The following is a 16,540-nucleotide window of genomic DNA, read 5'->3' as shown; positions in this document are numbered from 1 at the left end:
GGAATATTCCTCTAAATACAAATCTTATTCTTTATTTTTTAATTCGTCGCTTTCACGTGCATTTTTAGTGGCTTCACCGACTAAAACATCTTGCACGTAAAAACGTGGGCGCGCTCTTACATCAGAGTAAATACGACCAATGTACTCACCAAGTAAGCCTAGACCCACAAACTGTGCACCAACAAATACAAATAGGATAGCAAACAAAGTAAACAGGCCATCACCTGCCCACTCAGAACCAAACATAATGCGCATCAACATAAGGATGACGCCAAACGCGATACCTGCCGCAGCGATACCACCACCAACAATGCTCAACAGGCGTAATGGCGCTGTTGTCATACTGGTGATCAAGTCAAACATTAGGCTAATAAGCTTCATAAAGCTATATTTCGACTCACCATCAGCACGCTCATCATGATGCACATCGATCTCAGTGGTGTGGCGAGAGAAGCCATTCGCTAGCACAGGAATAAACGTGCTGCGCTCGTGACACTCAAGCATTGCGTCAACAACATGTCGGCGGTACGCACGAAGCATACAACCATAATCATTCATCTCTACGCCAGTAGAACGTTTCACTAGCTTGTTGATAAGCTTTGATGGGTAACGACGAAGTGCACTATCTTGACGATTCTTACGAACTGTCCCCACAGAATCGAACCCTTCTTCAGCTTTTGCTACAAGGTTAGGGATTTCTTCTGGTGGATTCTGAAGGTCTGCATCAAGTGTGATGATCAAATCACCACGTACTTGCTCAAAGCCAGCCATAATAGCGTTATGTTGGCCATAGTTACGATTCAAGATAACGCCAACAACATGGCTCCCTTCTTTCGCTGATGCTTCTTCAATGATTTCCGCGCTGCGATCACGACTTCCATCGTCCACAAGAATGAGCTCGTAATCTTTACCTAGGCTATCACTCGCCTTGGTCGTACGGTCAATGAGTTCTTGTAGACAGTTTTCTTCGTTGTATACCGGAATAACGATAGAGACAAAGTTGATTGCTTGATTGTGTTTCATGGTTTACCCAATTATTTCTGAAACGGCGCTAACTACACGTTCAACATCATCCTGAGTCATATCAGGAAATAGCGGTAGTGAGCAGATTTGATTACTGTTACGTTCTGTATTCTGTAAATCAGGGTTAATCGCCCCGAACAATTCCGCGTAGTTTTCGCGGTAATATTTTTGTGTATGGCAGGCTTTGAAGTGAATACCTGCTCCGATACCTTTTTCTTTTAGTGCGGCAATTAGATCGTCGCGCGTTAGGCCTGCAACCGCAGGATCTACTCTAACGATCATTAGGTGCCAACAGTGTTTATGTTCATGAGAAGCCAAGCCTAGTGGCGTGACACCTTTGATAGACGCCAACTGACTGCGATAAGAGAGCGCTAACTGCGTACGTTTTTCGGTAATTTCTGCAATTCGATCCATTTGTCCAAGCGCTAACACTGCACAGATATCTGGCATATTGTATTTAAAGCCAGGCTCCACGACTTCTGCTTGAGGCGCTCGTCCTTGAGTTTCACGATCAAAAGCATCAACGCCCAGACCATGGAATTTTAAACGACGCACTTTGTCAGCTAATTCAGCATCATGCGTGGTAAGTACACCACCTTCTGCCGTCGTCACGTTTTTGATTGCGTGAGTAGAGAATAGGCATGTACCACGATTGCCCACTGGCTTGCCTTTGTACTCGGTACCTAAAGCATGAGCCGCATCCTCAATCACAGGGATATTGTGCTTCTCACCTAACTGGTAAATAGGGTCAAGATCAAGCGATGCCCCAGCATAATGCACCGGGATGATAAGCTTCGTCTTGCTAGTGATCAGTGATTCAATTTTCTCAGCATCCGTCATCAAGGTGTCAGCATCAACATCTACGAATACTGGTTTTGCTCCAACAAGCGTAATCATATTGACGGTAGAAACCCAAGTAAGTGATGGAGTGATAACTTCATCTCCAGGACCGATACCTAAAGCCAACAATACTAGATGCATACCTGCAGTCGCGCTACTAAGAGCAACGGCATGTGGAGCACCAGTGTGTTCAGACACTTTATTTTCTAACTCTGCATTTTTGGGACCCGTGGTGATCCACCCGGAACGAAGGACATCGACCACGGCTTGGATGTCTTGCTCATCTACAGCAGGTCTACATAAAGGGAGAAAAGGCTGGCTCATTTTTTAAACTCACAGTTAAATCGTGTACTCTGACACGAAGAAGGACAACAAAGTTTACTAGGGCGTTCAAAGAATTAAAAGGGTCGATGCGTTTTAGCAATACAAAACATTGACCTTTAGAACATAATTACCGCAAATATAACCCACACCTATGTGTGTATCGGCAAATTAACAATAATATTTACTAAAGTGCCACTTATCGATAAATATTCTTGTCCTAACAGTGAAAATCCTATGATTTATCTAATCAGCATAGCACTCAGGGCACTAAGTCAGTTTTATGTAAATTTAGCTGACTCTTGTTTCACACTTTCTAAGCTAAGCTAAGAAAACACGCTATTCTGCCACATTTAATGGCTCGCCAATGTAATCATTTGTATGTGCTCTGTTTGTGTCTATCATGGTGAGAAGGTAGAATCAGCGTCCACTTTTTTGAGTCAGGTATGATCGTGAACCTCAATAACAGTCCTGTGACACAACATCAGTTTCAAGGACACGATTTTCATTTGAAGCGAGATGACTTGCTACATAGTCATTTCAACGGCAATAAGGCGAGGAAGTTCGCTGAGTTGCTTGAAACAGATTTGACGAACGTTACTCAACTCATTGGTTGGGGCTCCGCTCAAGCAAACTCCTTAACCTCTTTGGCTGCGCTGGCTAAAATAAAAGGTATAAAGCTCAAGTATTTTGTTGATCACAAACCAGAATGGTTAGACCAAAACCCTAATGGTAACTACAGGGCAGCTAAAGAGCTTGGTGCAGAGATAGTCTCCCTCAAAGAGCTACTAGGTCCCAACGCACTGCATCCGCATGCCTATATACAAGCCAACTTCGCCAATTCTACTGACAGCTATATCGTACCAGAGGGGGGACGCTTTCAATCAGCCCGTCAAGGTATCGTGCAGTTAGCAGAGGAAATTCTAAGTTGGTCGAGGTTTGAAAAAAACAAGCAGATTAAAGTGGCATTACCTTCAGGAACTGGAACGACAGCTCTGTATTTGGCACAAGTTCTCGCCCCCCAAGGTATTGAGGTTCTTACTTGCCCTTGTGTGGGCGGTAAAGATTACTTAATACAACAGTTTGACGAGCTTGGTAACTTTTCTTATTACCCGACCATTCTTGAGCTCGAAAACAAACATCACTTTGGCAAGCTGTATTTAGAAGATTATGAGATCTGGCGGTTACTACAAGCTGAAACCCACGTAGAGTTTGATCTACTTTACGACCCAATGATGTGGCGTTGCCTACTACCTTGGTTAAGTGATAACCCAGATGTTTCTCTATTGTACATTCACCAAGGTGGCATACTGGGTAATGAGACCATGCTACCCCGCTATCGCAGAAAATACGACGCACCAAAAAATGAGTGGTAGTTCAGCCTCAATGCGGTGCAACATGAAACAAAAAGAGGAGCTACAGCTCCTCATTTTTGTTTCTAAGAAGGCTCCGCTCTATCATTGATGCGAAGAGTACGACTCTAAATAAAGCTTTGCTTTCTGTTGAGCCTGCTGTAACTCGTCCGCGTTTAACTTGAGCGCTAAATCATCACGGAGCTTTTCCGCCGTCGCATAACCATTAGTAGATGCAACAGAGGCCCAAGCATAAGCTTCTACATTATTGAGCTCTACGCCCTCTCCTAATGAATACTTATAAGCCAAATTTCGCTGCCCATAAGCGTATCCGTTCTCAGCAGCCTTTCGATACCACTTTACTGCTTCAAGATCATCACGCTCGACGCCCAGCCCTTTAGCATACATTACGCCCAAACTATTCTGTGCTACATCAAAGTTGCGTTCAGCAGCTAATTGATAATACTCTACTGCCTTACTATTACTCTTGGGAACACCGCGTCCCCATTTGTACATACCAGCCAAATAATACTGGGCTTGAACACTACCTTTTTGAGACGCTTTTTCGAACCATGACGCCGCTTCTTTGGCATCGTAATTTACACCATGACCGTTGTCGTACATCATGCCTAGCTTGTACATGGCGGATTCGCTGCCTTGTTTGGCCGCTTTGTGATACCACTCCACCGCTTTGGCGTCATTTTCTTTGACACCATTGCCGTCAGCATAGCGGTCACCCAACTCTATTTGAGCAAATAGATCGCCTTGCTTGGCACCTTGCTCAACTTTTTTTACGCTCACTGTTGACCAATCTTTTACAAACGCAAGGCTTCCTGCACTAAAACACAGACCACATAGGGAAACCGCTAACAGTGTTTTTCGCATTGTTTATTCCTATCCTTAAAGACGTCGTCAAATTCTGCCATATGATTAATAATCTTCTGACTAATTAAAACAGAATTAGCGATACTCTGACAAAGAATTTCGTATTAGTCACAAAAATGTTGTGGGTTGAACGCAAACTAAGCACAAATATATCGTTTGCCTTTTCAAGTCCCGCCCTATTTGAGCCTACAAGGCTCAGCCTTGCAATCGTTTACAGAAATCCCTCGTTTTACCCTAGTAAGTTTTGTACACTCAGAAAAGATTTTTAATTGGTCAAATTAGATAAAGAACGGAGTAGTTATGGTCTCTAAATGGGCGAAACGATTCATTCAGATGGCGGAACTGGTTGGTTCCTGGAGTAAAGACCCATCGACGCAAGTTGGTGCCGTTATTACCAAAAATAATCGAATCGTTTCTGTCGGCTTTAATGGGTATCCCCATGGCATTTCTGATAGTGCAGAAGTCGATGAACGAGAAACCAAATATCTCAAAACTCTGCATGCTGAAGAGAACGCAATTTTATTTGCAAAGAGAGATTTAGACGGCTGTGAGATCTGGGTTACCCATTTCCCATGCCCTAATTGCGCTGCAAAGATTATTCAAACTGGTATTTCGGTCGTGCACTGTCCGCAACAAACGGAAGACTTTCTGTCTCGTTGGGGTGAAAAAATTTCACTGAGCCAAGACATGTTTGAGCAAGCAGGTGTTCATGTAAATTGGCTACCTTTAGAACAACTAGATTAGAAATCATAGCAGTCCGAGTGCTTATCTTTTAGTTTAGAACTTGCCACCTTATTCTTAACTAAAGAGCTAATTACTCTACACGCAATGAACTGATAGCCTAGGGAAACCGTAAGCCAAATTGCAAATAATGAATACAATGAGGCTTAACATGAACATCGTCAAACTTTCACTATTTGCTTCTGCAGCAACGTTCCTAGCTGGCTGTGGAAGCGACTCTCACGACTCAACCCCTACTTCTCAACTTCGTGTAACGCATGCTAGTGCTGATGCACCGCAGGTTTCAATATTACTTGACGGAGCTATCGCCAGCGGACTTTCTGAAGTGGATTATCAACAAGGCAGCGGGCTAATTACTGTAGATGCGGGCAATCACGACCTCATCGTCAGAGGTTTATTGGCAGGAGATACGACCGCGGATGTCATCACTGCTAATGCTGTCAATTTTGCACCAGACATGCAGTATGACGTTTTTGCGGTAAATAACGTTAACGCAATCGAGCCTGTGATTTTGTCACGTTCGACAAGCGGTCCAGATGCTCAATCCGTGCGATTGGACGTATTACATGGTCATCCGGGAGTTGGTGGCGTCGATATTCACCTGACGACAGACCCAAGTATTAGTGCCAGCACTATCGCTGTTTCAGACCTTACTTTCAAAGAAGACGAATCTCAGCTCCCAGTTACATTACCTGCGGGTGATTATCGCATTAGAATTACGCTGGCTGGAAAGAGTACTGATGCAGATGTAGTTTACGACAGTGGAACCCTGACATTAGACGGTGGCAGCGATCTAATGGTTACCGCTGTGCCAAATGTCAGTGGAGGAATAGTATCACCTGTTAATTTGCTGGTTGCTGACGGTTCCGCTGTCAGCGTGTTGCGTAGCACAGGAGAAAAAGCAACGGTGCGAGTAGGTCATGCCGTTGCCGACCTCGGTGACGTCGACGTTCGAGCATCAGGTAACGTAGTGACAGGATTAAATGTTATTGGTTTTGAAAAAATCAAAAGCCTTGATTTGGCCGCTTCGTCGTATGACTTAACCGTCACCCCTACTGGAGCAACTACACCAGAAGCAATTCAAGCTCCAGGAACATTATTTTCTGCTGGCTCGGAAACGACAATTTTTGCCGTGGGACGTTTTTCGGATCAATCTATTGAACCTGTGGTGATCGAAGATGATCTCAGAAGTGTGGCCTCCTACGCAAAACTACGTGTATTACACGCAAATCCAGTTGCAGGCACCGTTGATATTCACGCAGCAGTAGCAGGCACCGGATTCTCTGCGAACACCGTTGTTTTGGAAGGCGTCAACTTTAAAGATACCGCTGTACTAGAGGTCAATGCTGGAACCTATGATTTTGCCGTCGCAGCCGCTGGAACGACAAACGTACTCTTGTCTGCTTCTGGAATCACACTAGCTAATGGTAACGTCGCGACAGCGTTCGCAACTGAAAACTCAATTGCCCTCAATGTCGACAAATAACTAAAAGTTCGCTTCTAACCAAAGTCCGCAATGATCATTTAGCGGGCTTTTTGCTCAGACTCACCACTAATTCTCTTCCCATATATGTTTTAGTCCACTACAATCCGCGATCTTATAATTTGAGCCAATAGTAAGTCCTTAAATGACCAATTTTCTTGTTACCGTTTTCAAGCGTGCCATAAGCACTTCTGCCTTAATCTCTCTAGGTCTAAGTTCAGCGAACGCCATCGAGCTACCTCTATTTAAGAAGGAAGCAGAAGAGCGTGGATATACTCTACCCGAAGCGGTTGGACTTAGCTTGGGGTATATGAATGTGTCTCAAAACATTAATATAGATTCCATTCAGTTTGAAAACCTAAAGGTATTAGGGTTTCCGATTGCTTCTAAAGATCTCTCGATTGAAACCGAAGGAGGCTACCAAGATACCAGCGTATTAACATTGAAAGCAGATGCCTGGCTGCTTCCCTTTCTTAACGTATACGTTATCGGAGGGAAGCTAAACGGTTACTCGGAAACAACGATAAAATCGATCTCTTATAAGGGCCTCAACCTATCCAATGAAGATATTCCTTTTCGGCTCGACTTAGATGGATATTTATACGGGACAGGCACTGTGATTGCCGGGGGTTATGAGAATATTTTCGCTCTAGTGGATGCTAGCTATACGAAAACCAAGCTTACTGTGATTGATGGAGAAATCGACTCCATTGTCGTCTCACCACGTATCGGTTACGATTTTTCCAGAAATACAGATCTCAAACTACGAGCTTGGGTTGGCGCTCAATATCAAAATATAGAACAAACTCTTACAGGAAACATTAAGGACTTACCGTTCGCGGGAGACCTTCCAAATTGGTTGATTAACGACGGTGCAAAATTCAGGGTCGAACAAACGCTGGCAAATAACTGGAACACTCTCGTCGGTGCTCAATACGAATTTACACCCAACTTAGTGTTAATAAGTGAAATGGGTTTGGGGCAACGTAAAAGCTTTTTTGTTACTTTGGATGCGAGATTCTAGCTACCGAGATTGCTAAAGAGAAATCTAACGCATCGATTTAATTAGATAATAATGGAATTTGCATCTAATTTGAGCTTATGTTCGCTTTGAATAGATTCATTCCTGCGCAGGAATGACATTGCTTCTTCGCTAGGGTCGCTTCAGGTGATTGATTACCTACGAAAGCTGGGGGCTTGTTGCAACGGAACTGAATGCGCGCTTTAAGTAGATCCCTGCCTGCGCAGGGATGAACACCTTTTTGGCTTTGGCCTTGTCTTTGCGCCGATTATGTCGCTTTTTTCTTTGTTAGTTCTAGTAATACCGGTAGTAAAACCAAACTAAATACCAAGATGCAGCTAAGTGCGATGGTTAGCACTAAGCCAATAGAATGCATCCCTCTATGTTCTGCGACGATTAGCGCTCCAAACGTGGCGAGTGTCGTTAGGCAACTAATCAAGGACGCTTTAGGTGTAGAGGTTTTAAAGAAAGCATCGATGTTTCTAACGGCTCTAAAACGCTTAACGATGTGAATACCATTATCGACTCCCAATCCAAATATCAAAGGGATGACAATAATATTGGCCATGTTCATTGATAGATTAAACCAATGCATCATGCCTAAAGTGGTGATTGCAGCTAGGCCAAGCGGAATAAAGATCAAAATAACATCACGCTTCTTGTCTACTGTCCAAATCAAAATCAGTGCAATACCAAATACCGACATCAAGATGGCGGCTTGAAACGCTTGGACAATAATGCTTCCAACTTCTTGCTCTGCTACTGCACGTCCTGTTGCATTAGAAGCGATTTTTTTCACCTGGGAGATAAACTGTTCTAATTCATGAACATTTGTCATATCTCCCTTGGGAGTAACGGCAACCAACCACTCTCCACTATTAGCAATGTAGCGTTGTTGAAGTGATTTTGGTAACTGACTGACTGTCGGAGCGACAAGCTTAGTTTCTCGATTATTAGCAAGTGATGAAAGGTTTTCAAAGAGGTCCATTGTCACTTTCTGGGTGTCAATATTTGTAGGTAATTTCTCAGCATCAACCCAATGTTTTGACAATGCAGACTGTCTAAATTCGGCATAATCCATTGGTTCGTCGACTGACTGAGCATTTATAGCATTGTTTAGTTGTGAGTATCGCTGTTCGATATTATTAGGTATAAAATCACTCGCAATTGTTACGTCTTGAACGCTCGTCTGATTCAATAGCCTTTTTTTCCACTGCTGAGCTTCTTGCTGATCCTTTGCTATAGCATACAATTGGTAACTCGAACCAAGACCGTGTTGCTGAAGTGCATTTAAGCCCGCCACCGACTCGGAATTAGGGTTTTTAAGAACCAATGTCGAGAAATCGAATTTAAATTGTGTTGCACCATACCCCATACCGACAGCAAGAAGGCATGAAGCTGCGACTACCAGCTTTTTGTTTTCATTCAGTTTTTTTCCTAACCATACAAATCGGTGAGTATCCACTTGGTGCTTCACGGTTGGATACCCAAACAAAGTGAAGAACAACGGTATAATGATAAACGTGGCGGCTAGACCTAAAATCATACCCAACGCAGATATAATGCCCAATTCACCTAAACCAGTGTAACTAGTAGGATAGAAGCTTAAGAACCCTAGGGCCGAAGATAAAGCACACAGTGTAAGCGGTCTAATGGAATGGGCTGCTGCCTCTTTCAAACTTGTCACATTACTATCACCTCTCGTTCTCAGTTCATGAATATGCAAACAGAGGTGAATGGAAAAATCGACGGCTAAACCGATAAACATAACCATAAATACGATGGATATCGTATTGTAAGAACCAACAACAAATAGACCTGCCGCAAATGTCCATACTAAGCCGACTAGTACTGTTACGTAACAAGCAAGAATGACACGTAGAGAGCGAATGCCAATAGCGAGTATTAGAACCAAACCTAACAAAGACGCAGATCCAGCAATAGTAATACTGTTGTTCGCATCGGCGATTTCATCAAAGTCTAAGGCTGCTTGGCCAGTAATTTGGACTTTGATGTCATTCGGTAAATTCTGAGATTCGATAACACGGTGAATAGTTTCTATTATCGCCCTATTGGGCTCTTTTACTGTCTCGTCAGGCTGAGCCACTATCGTAATAGCAAACGCTTTAGGTAGCTCTATGTTAGTTTTTAATAATTGTTGCCAATCCACTACTTTGCTATCAATCGCTGACAGCAGAGGTCCAAGGGATGCTTTATCTTGCTTATCGAGGGAGCCAAAGTATTGGTTAATGTTATGTGCTCTTGCTGCTTGAGCTGCGGGGGCAATTTCATCCTGTGCTGTCTCTAATAAACGTTGAAATTCTGTATCTGAAAAGAAGCCCAGCGAGTATTGTTCAAACCAAGACAGTGAGCTTGGCGCGAATACGTCTTTAAACAAAGCCTCTTTTGCTAAGGCGTCCGATAAATCGTCAACATGCTGCTTTAACTGCGGGTCGCTAATACTAGTAATAAGCAATACGACATTCCCAGTATCAGGGAACGTGCGATCTAATGTTGCTAAGTTCTCAACCCATTGCCCCTCTTGTTTTACTAGAGTAGACAAATCCGCGTTCATTTTAAAATGTTGTTGACCATACCAAGCACAAAGGGCGGTCAGAGAAAGGACGAGAAAAAGTGTTAGTTTAGGAAAGCGAAGAATATGAGAGATAAATCGGTTCACGGTAAGATTTGAGGCAAACGTTAGTTAAAGCAATGATAGCCTAAAATCGCTAAACGTTGGTTAACTTCCTGTCAGACCCGACTAATAAAAAAAGGAGGCAGACGCCTCCTTTTTGTAATATTCATCACATGAAGTGATTATTCCTGATCAATCATCCACTTGCGGAATTCTTTACGTTCTTCTTTTGAGGCCTTAAGGTACCAAGCTTTCAGCTGCTCGACATTTTCTGCTTTTGTCGGTTCAGCTTTTACTGTAGTTTTCGGAACGTTATTATTTACAGCAGTAACATCCTTAGAAGTTGCTACCGCAGCTGTTGTCACTATGGTTGCTGTAGCAGCTTGTTCCGCCTTAGTCATTTGACCATTATCGAAGACAATACCTCTTTCAGCATTGTGTGCTGCAATCAGCTCATCCATTTTCATATAAGGTAAGAAACCGCTTTGTGCTTGAAGTTTCTCTTGGGAATAGGAAAGGGTACTGCCGTCTTGTGTGATGCGCCAGGCAGGTTGATCTGTTCTAAATGCGGCTTTTGCCTCTTGCTCACTTCTGGCAACCGGATGATTGATTTTTACTTCATCACCAGAAACATTGAATGTGATAACGTAAGGAGCAGAAGTATATACACTTGCACTGCCTCCCTTACCCACCTTTTTATCCATTCTAACGACGACTTGGTTTTCTCCGGGTACCAGCTCGTTTTCCCCGATTCTATTATCCGCTTCCTGACCATTAATGAAAAAAACTGAGACACCTTTCAACGGAATGAGTGTCGCTGCACTGACTGAAAATGAATAGCAAAGAGCAACTAACGCGACCACCATACTTTTTTTCACAGACCCTACTCCCTTACAAAATACAATTGGGCTATGGCTTTAGAATGCCACAGATTTTTGTACTAAAATAGCCATATTTAAGAATAATTGGCCATAAAATGTTGATTCCCCGCATAAAAAAGAGCCACCGTTAGGTGGCTCTTTCAATATATAAGATCTTAGTTTCAGCTATTAGAATTCAGCTTTAACACCAACTGCGAAACCTGTACCATTTTGCTTGATGTCTGGGGCAGCTGTAGTACCTAGGTTCGAGTAACCATCGTTACCACCAACTTCAGCATAAACAGTCGCACCTGGAGCTACAAGATAACCAGCGTTAACAAACCAGTTAGTTTGTGTATCCCATGTGCCGTTAGCAGTACCATCAGATAGGTCTTCATCATACTTAGATTGGCTCACACCTGCTGCGATGATAATTTGATTGATAGTGTAGTCTGCAGCAAACGCGTAAGTTTGACGTGTAAGTGACTCATCACCAGTAGGATCTAGCTTCATGTTGTAGTAACCTAGTTCTAGGTTTAGATTTTCAACACCAGCCCAACGACCTTCTACTGCGTAAAGAGTTTCTTTACCTTCAAGTTTAGTTTCTGAACCACCTAGACGTGCATCATCTCCAGAGAAATCTGCATTGCCGTAGAAACCTGTAAAGTCAAAATCAGCTACACGTACACCAACTTTACCATCGAACATGTAACCGTCTTTACCAAGACTTGCGTTGCCGTTTTTGTCTTGCTTATACGCTAAAGCACCATAAAACATGCCTTTATCAAGGTCGTAACGAACCGACTCGTCAGCTCCAAATGGAGAACCTTTAGAGAAGAAAGAGTTCACACCAAATTGGTAATCTGAGCCAATACCTGCATCATCTAGGACTGAGTCAAGACGACCAACGATCAAAGAACCAGCTGCTTGAGAATAAACACCTACGTAAGTGTTACCAGCTTCAACTGTTTTGCTTGTGCCTTTAGTTACACTGTCGTTTGCGCCATCAAATTCCCAATATGCACCAAACTGAAGGTCATCGTTGATTGCGTAGCGAGTATCAAAACCAAAGTCTGCGTCTTGAATCTGCTGTTGGAATTCAGCGCCATCAGTCACATCTTTCAAGTAAACGACTTCAATGTCACCTTTTAGGTTAACAGTAACTTTGTTTTCGTTATAGATTTCGATACCTGCTTGCGCAGAACCCGCTGCTAGTACAGCTAGAGCTACTAGAGTTTTTTTCATGATAATCCACTGCCTTTTCTTAGATGGGAATTCCTTTTCGGTTCCCTTTTTTAATATATGTGACGTCTAAACCTTCCTTCAGAACGACAACCTTTTGTCCTTTGGTTGATTCAGCGTCTTTAAATCTCGAAACCAAGAATGCAAAAGTTATCAGACAATGTCAAACACTCTAAACGAAATAAATAAATATATGTAAAACCAAACAAATCAATGAGTTACAAATTTATTAGTGATGTATCGCAAATTTTTTGAACACCTTTCAATTGCAACTCCAGTCTTGTTTTTAGGTAACATTCATAAATATAATTCTATAAATAGTGCATATTACAAACTCTTAATAGAATTTTATTCGTTACAAGTGGGTTTTTTGGCGTTTTATATTTTTTATCATGCGAAAAATATAACCTAGTATGAAAGTTCACTTATTTTTTGTGACTTTGATCTAAATACCCACACTAGATGCGACTGTTTTTGAACATATTTTTCACTAGCTAAAGTGTGCTACACTCGCTCGTCGTCAATTTAGGGCTGTTTATGCTTACCAGTAAAATCCAACAATCCATTCGCCAGAGTTATCAAAACCTTCAGAATCAACTAGAAAACTTTGTTCCGCGTCGAGCTCAGAACTATCTTGTTTCAGAGATCGCTAAAACACTTTGCGGCCAGTATCACAAATCAACTCGTATGATTGTTGCAGAAGCAGGTACTGGGATTGGAAAAAGTCTGTCTTATTTAATGGCAGCTATACCTGTTGCCGTTCAAAATAATCGTAAGGTGGTTATTTCTACCGCAACAGTTGCCTTGCAAGAACAGTTACTTGATAAGGATTTGCCACTGTTCCGACGTATTACCGATCAAAACTTCTCTTTTATTATTGCTAAAGGAAGACAGCGTTATTGCTGCGCCGAGAAATTGGCCGTGGCATGCGGTGCCGATGGTGGTCAAATGGCCATGTTTGAAAGTAAGCCTAAAAAATCTGATATCGAACAGCTTCAACTCATGTACGAGAGGCTAGCTCAAGGTAAATGGGACGGAGACAGAGACTCCTGGCCGAAGCCCATTGATGATGTCATTTGGCAGACGATAGTCAGTGAGAAGCACAGCTGCAATAACAGTTTACCAGCTCACCGAGGATGCCCTTTCGCTAAAGCGCGATCTGAACTGGATAAAAATGATGTCATTATTGCCAACCATAGCTTGGTAATGGCGGACGCAGACCTTGGCGGCGGCGTCATCCTCCCAGATCCCGAAAATACCATTTTTATCTTCGATGAGGCTCACCATCTACCGCACGTAGCTCGAGACCATGCATCCGCTGCGGCTACTTTAAAGGGTGCCACCTCTTGGTTAGAAAGATTGAATCAGTCTGCGAGTAAGTTCTCTGGTTTAGCTGACGAGAAGCGGGTTGGTCGCTTTCGCAACGAACTACAGGATTCCATACAGCAGCTCATCCCTCTATTAAATGAGGTCAATTCTTATTGCTCTGGTCTTCCATTTGAAGAAGACAGTTGTCGTTTCGAGAATGGCGAGTTACCCAGCTGGCTAGAAGAGCAGTCTAAAGCACTCAAACAGTTTTCTCAAAAAGGCGCACAAGCATCGGCGAAAATTGCTGACCTCATTTCAGAAAGACTCAAAGACGGAGAGGTTTCAGCCAAACTAGCCGAGCCCGCTTTAGCCGAATTGGGTTTCTATATTCAGCGATTTGATAATCTAGCCGCGGTATGGCGACTCATGGCCGAGCCTAAAAAAGAGAAAGGTGCACCATTGGCACGCTGGGTAGAAAAAAGCAAAGAGCGTGAGGGTGACTACGTAATCAGTGTCGCGCCCCTTGAGGTAGGCTGGCAATTAGATCAGCAGTTATGGTCTCGATGTGTAGGCGCCGTCCTTGTTTCAGCGACGATGCGTGCACTCAATTCCTTCGCTTTTTTCTGTAACCAAGCAGGTATCAGTCAGAAATCTGAAGATGGCGTCCAATTTTTAGCTTTAGCGTCACCTTTTAATTATGCAGAACAAGCAGAGCTTATTGTGCCCCAAATGCGTAATGAACCGCAGGCCCCTCAGTTTACTGAAGAGTTGACTGAAAAGCTGTTCGACTTTATTCAGGACGGCAAAAGTAATTTAGTGCTGTTTTCCTCTTATTGGCAAATGAATAAAGTTGCCGATGAGGTGCGATCGAAATTCGCTCTAAAAGGTTGGCATCTGCAGATTCAAGGCGAGAAGTCACGTACAGAAATTCTAAATAAACATAAAACACTGACTCAATGTCAAAAAACCAGTGTGCTTTTTGGAACAGGAAGCTTTTCCGAAGGGCTAGACTTACCAGGGGAGCTACTAGAGAACTTGATTATCACTAAAATACCTTTTGCGGTGCCGACTTCTCCCATCGAGCAAGCACACGCCGAATATATAGAGAGCAAAGGTGGCAATCCGTTTCTTCAGATTACAGTTCCAGAGGCGAGTAAAAAACTGATACAATCTGCAGGCCGTTTGCTACGTAAAGAAAGAGACTGTGGAACTCTCTATATTCTCGATAGGCGAATCGTCACAAAAAGGTATGGCAAGTCTCTGCTCGATTCCCTACCCCCTTTTAAAAGAACAATAGAATACTAAGGTCTCAAATCTCGATGGAATTTATCGAACCTAGCATGTTGGTTATTTTGGCGCTTGTCGCCTTTGCTGCAGGCTTTATTGACGCGGTCGCAGGCGGCGGCGGAATGCTAACGGTACCTGCACTGCTATCGCTAGGGCTTCCTCCACACATAGCACTCGGTACTAACAAGCTAGCAGCTACGTTTGCCTCATCTACCGCAGCGTTTACCTACTATCGCAAAAGGTTATTTAGCCCTGAATGCTGGTATCGAGCTTTTATTGCGACACTCATCGGCGCGACTATTGGTACTCTCGTTGTTGATATGATCAGCACCGAATGGTTAGAAAAGATCCTACCTCTTATTATTCTTGCCGCAGCGCTCTACACGGTTTTTCAAAAAGCACCTCAAGGCGATGAACAGAACAAGGTCCATGTAGGCTGTCCAAAGTTTAATCGAAAGCAGTACTTACAAGGACTGTCTTTAGGCTTTTACGACGGTGTTGCGGGTCCTGGTACTGGTGCATTCTGGACAGTCAGTTCAATGGCTTTATACAGGCTGAACATTTTATTCGCTTCCGGTCTCTCAAAAGCTATGAACTTCACCAGTAACTTTACCTCACTGATAACGTTCGCGGTGTTGGGCCATATTAATTGGGTCTTGGGCTTAACCATGGGGCTGTGCTTAATGGCTGGCGCTTATATCGGCGCGCATTCCGCTATTCGATTTGGTGCCAAGTTCATTCGACCTATCTTTGTTACCGTGGTAAGCATTCTGGCCATCAAACTAGCGTATGATGCTTGGTTATAATTTGATAGAAGAGAAAGGGGAGCTGCAATGAAATTGTCAGAAGTTAAAGCTCGACTAAAGCAACTCCATCAAGATGCTCAAGAATTTGATTTTCGAAATCGTGGTCATAAAAAGCCACTGTTTGATGAACACCTTTTCTCCACTTCCAACATACTGCTTCAACCTTGCGTTATAGAAGCCGAGCGAACCTTAGATAAAATCATCGCATTGAGTAAACAAGGTATTAGCACCTCTTCTTCAGAAATTTGGGTGACAAAGTTTACCGAGCAGCTTGAAGCGATTGAGCGAGTCTTGCTCATTGCTAATACACCCACTGATACTGCTTTAGAAAGCAAATCCCTTGAACAACTGAGGGCTGACCTTAGACAACATCAAGTTTGGGAACAAAAGTTGTGCACTCTTGTGAGGCAACAAGAACAGTGTTTGACAGATGATCAAACTACCAAACTACAACTTATCTCGACCGAACAACGTTTACAACGCTGCCGCAATGCTATGAATGCGATTCAGCACACCATCAATCAAAAGATGAGGTTTCTATAATGTCTTCTGAATCTGGGCTCGATAACGCACCTGAAGAAATCAAACTTGCCGTTGATCTTATCTTTCTACTGGAAAGTAATGAGGTTGATCCTAAAGTGGCACTCAAGGCGCTAGAAATCGTGAAAAGCGATCTATTAAGAAAAGTGGAGAACTCTTAGGCCAAAATCTCTACCCAAACTTCATAAGCCGAAAA

Annotated in this window: 14 protein-coding genes; 8 read left to right on the top strand and 6 right to left on the bottom strand. The window is 43.1% G+C overall.

The window, feature by feature from the left end:
- Window positions 1–24 precede the first annotated feature (24 nt).
- Complete coding sequence (arnC, locus tag L2W36_RS04590; protein WP_006074390.1) at window positions 25–1,023, bottom strand: undecaprenyl-phosphate 4-deoxy-4-formamido-L-arabinose transferase; 999 nt, start codon at window positions 1,021–1,023, stop codon at window positions 25–27.
- A 3-nt stretch (window positions 1,024–1,026) separates the two neighbouring features.
- The gene (gene arnB / locus L2W36_RS04585; RefSeq protein ID WP_006074389.1) at window positions 1,027–2,187 is read right to left on the bottom strand and encodes a UDP-4-amino-4-deoxy-L-arabinose aminotransferase; all 1,161 of its coding nucleotides are present in this window, start codon (window positions 2,185–2,187) and stop codon (window positions 1,027–1,029) included.
- 449 nt (window positions 2,188–2,636) lie between these two features.
- Here arnB and L2W36_RS04580 point away from each other — a divergent pair, with 449 nt between their 5' ends.
- A complete protein-coding gene (locus L2W36_RS04580; RefSeq protein WP_031495093.1) occupies window positions 2,637–3,560 on the top strand; it encodes a 1-aminocyclopropane-1-carboxylate deaminase/D-cysteine desulfhydrase in 924 nt (307 codons plus the stop codon).
- A gap of 81 nt (window positions 3,561–3,641) precedes the next feature.
- Here the strand turns inward: L2W36_RS04580 and L2W36_RS04575 are convergent, their stop codons facing one another.
- Window positions 3,642–4,421 carry a tetratricopeptide repeat protein gene (locus L2W36_RS04575; RefSeq protein ID WP_198558047.1) on the bottom strand — a complete coding sequence of 260 codons (780 nt, stop codon included), beginning with the start codon at window positions 4,419–4,421 and terminating at the stop codon, window positions 3,642–3,644.
- A gap of 300 nt (window positions 4,422–4,721) precedes the next feature.
- On the opposite strand from L2W36_RS04575, the gene L2W36_RS04570 reads away from it, so the two are divergent.
- From L2W36_RS04570 to L2W36_RS04560, 3 genes are all read left to right on the top strand, one after another.
- Window positions 4,722–5,165, top strand: a complete 444-nt coding sequence (locus L2W36_RS04570; RefSeq protein ID WP_006074386.1) for a dCMP deaminase family protein — start codon at window positions 4,722–4,724, stop codon at window positions 5,163–5,165.
- 148 nt (window positions 5,166–5,313) lie between these two features.
- A complete protein-coding gene (locus L2W36_RS04565) occupies window positions 5,314–6,648 on the top strand; it encodes a DUF4397 domain-containing protein (protein WP_236109438.1) in 1,335 nt (444 codons plus the stop codon).
- A gap of 142 nt (window positions 6,649–6,790) precedes the next feature.
- Window positions 6,791–7,669: a TonB-dependent receptor gene (locus L2W36_RS04560; RefSeq protein WP_236109437.1), complete on the top strand. Its 879-nt coding sequence runs from the start codon at window positions 6,791–6,793 to the stop codon at window positions 7,667–7,669.
- Between the two features lie 265 nt (window positions 7,670–7,934).
- Here the strand turns inward: L2W36_RS04560 and L2W36_RS04555 are convergent, their stop codons facing one another.
- The 3 genes from L2W36_RS04555 to L2W36_RS04545 form a co-directional block, all read right to left on the bottom strand.
- A complete protein-coding gene (locus L2W36_RS04555) occupies window positions 7,935–10,229 on the bottom strand; it encodes an efflux RND transporter permease subunit (protein WP_236109436.1) in 2,295 nt (764 codons plus the stop codon).
- A 254-nt stretch (window positions 10,230–10,483) separates the two neighbouring features.
- Window positions 10,484–11,179, bottom strand: a complete 696-nt coding sequence (locus L2W36_RS04550; RefSeq protein WP_236109435.1) for a YccT family protein — start codon at window positions 11,177–11,179, stop codon at window positions 10,484–10,486.
- A gap of 171 nt (window positions 11,180–11,350) precedes the next feature.
- Window positions 11,351–12,406: a porin gene (locus tag L2W36_RS04545; protein ID WP_198558050.1), complete on the bottom strand. Its 1,056-nt coding sequence runs from the start codon at window positions 12,404–12,406 to the stop codon at window positions 11,351–11,353.
- Between the two features lie 534 nt (window positions 12,407–12,940).
- Here L2W36_RS04545 and dinG point away from each other — a divergent pair.
- Genes dinG through rsmS form a run of 4 tightly spaced genes read left to right on the top strand, consistent with a single transcriptional unit; the run spans window position 12,941 to window position 16,505 of the window.
- A complete protein-coding gene (gene dinG, locus L2W36_RS04540) occupies window positions 12,941–15,016 on the top strand; it encodes an ATP-dependent DNA helicase DinG (protein WP_236109434.1) in 2,076 nt (691 codons plus the stop codon).
- 14 nt (window positions 15,017–15,030) lie between these two features.
- Window positions 15,031–15,804, top strand: a complete 774-nt coding sequence (locus tag L2W36_RS04535) for a sulfite exporter TauE/SafE family protein (protein ID WP_006074961.1) — start codon at window positions 15,031–15,033, stop codon at window positions 15,802–15,804.
- 27 nt (window positions 15,805–15,831) lie between these two features.
- Window positions 15,832–16,347: a primosomal replication protein PriC gene (priC, locus tag L2W36_RS04530; protein WP_236109433.1), complete on the top strand. Its 516-nt coding sequence runs from the start codon at window positions 15,832–15,834 to the stop codon at window positions 16,345–16,347.
- Window positions 16,347–16,505, top strand: coding sequence for a pleiotropic regulatory protein RsmS (rsmS, locus tag L2W36_RS04525; protein WP_081875874.1), 159 nt, complete (start codon window positions 16,347–16,349; stop codon window positions 16,503–16,505). The genes priC and rsmS overlap by 1 nt, the downstream gene beginning before the upstream one ends.
- Window positions 16,506–16,540: the final 35 nt, after the last annotated feature.

The sequence above is a fragment of the Vibrio sp. McD22-P3 genome (assembly GCF_021568915.1).
In the GTDB taxonomy this organism is placed as follows: Bacteria; Pseudomonadota; Gammaproteobacteria; order Enterobacterales; family Vibrionaceae; genus Vibrio; species Vibrio mediterranei.
The sequence above is the reverse complement of the archived record's forward strand: the minus strand, read 5'-3'. Positions and strand labels throughout refer to the sequence as shown.

Bases quoted from the DNA above. Each gene is read 5' to 3' on its own strand.
- priC (WP_236109433.1), top strand. From the start codon at position 15,832: ATGAAATTGTCAGAAGTTAAAGCTCGACTAAAGCAACTCCATCAAGAT.
- dinG (WP_236109434.1), top strand. From the start codon at position 12,941: ATGCTTACCAGTAAAATCCAACAATCCATTCGCCAGAGTTATCAAAAC.
- arnC (WP_006074390.1), bottom strand. From the start codon at position 1,023: ATGAAACACAATCAAGCAATCAACTTTGTCTCTATCGTTATTCCGGTA.
- L2W36_RS04560 (WP_236109437.1), top strand. From the start codon at position 6,791: ATGACCAATTTTCTTGTTACCGTTTTCAAGCGTGCCATAAGCACTTCT.
- L2W36_RS04570 (WP_006074386.1), top strand. From the start codon at position 4,722: ATGGTCTCTAAATGGGCGAAACGATTCATTCAGATGGCGGAACTGGTT.
- arnB (WP_006074389.1), bottom strand. From the start codon at position 2,187: ATGAGCCAGCCTTTTCTCCCTTTATGTAGACCTGCTGTAGATGAGCAA.
- L2W36_RS04535 (WP_006074961.1), top strand. From the start codon at position 15,031: ATGGAATTTATCGAACCTAGCATGTTGGTTATTTTGGCGCTTGTCGCC.
- L2W36_RS04545 (WP_198558050.1), bottom strand. From the start codon at position 12,406: ATGAAAAAAACTCTAGTAGCTCTAGCTGTACTAGCAGCGGGTTCTGCG.
- L2W36_RS04575 (WP_198558047.1), bottom strand. From the start codon at position 4,421: ATGCGAAAAACACTGTTAGCGGTTTCCCTATGTGGTCTGTGTTTTAGT.
- L2W36_RS04565 (WP_236109438.1), top strand. From the start codon at position 5,314: ATGAACATCGTCAAACTTTCACTATTTGCTTCTGCAGCAACGTTCCTA.
- rsmS (WP_081875874.1), top strand. From the start codon at position 16,347: ATGTCTTCTGAATCTGGGCTCGATAACGCACCTGAAGAAATCAAACTT.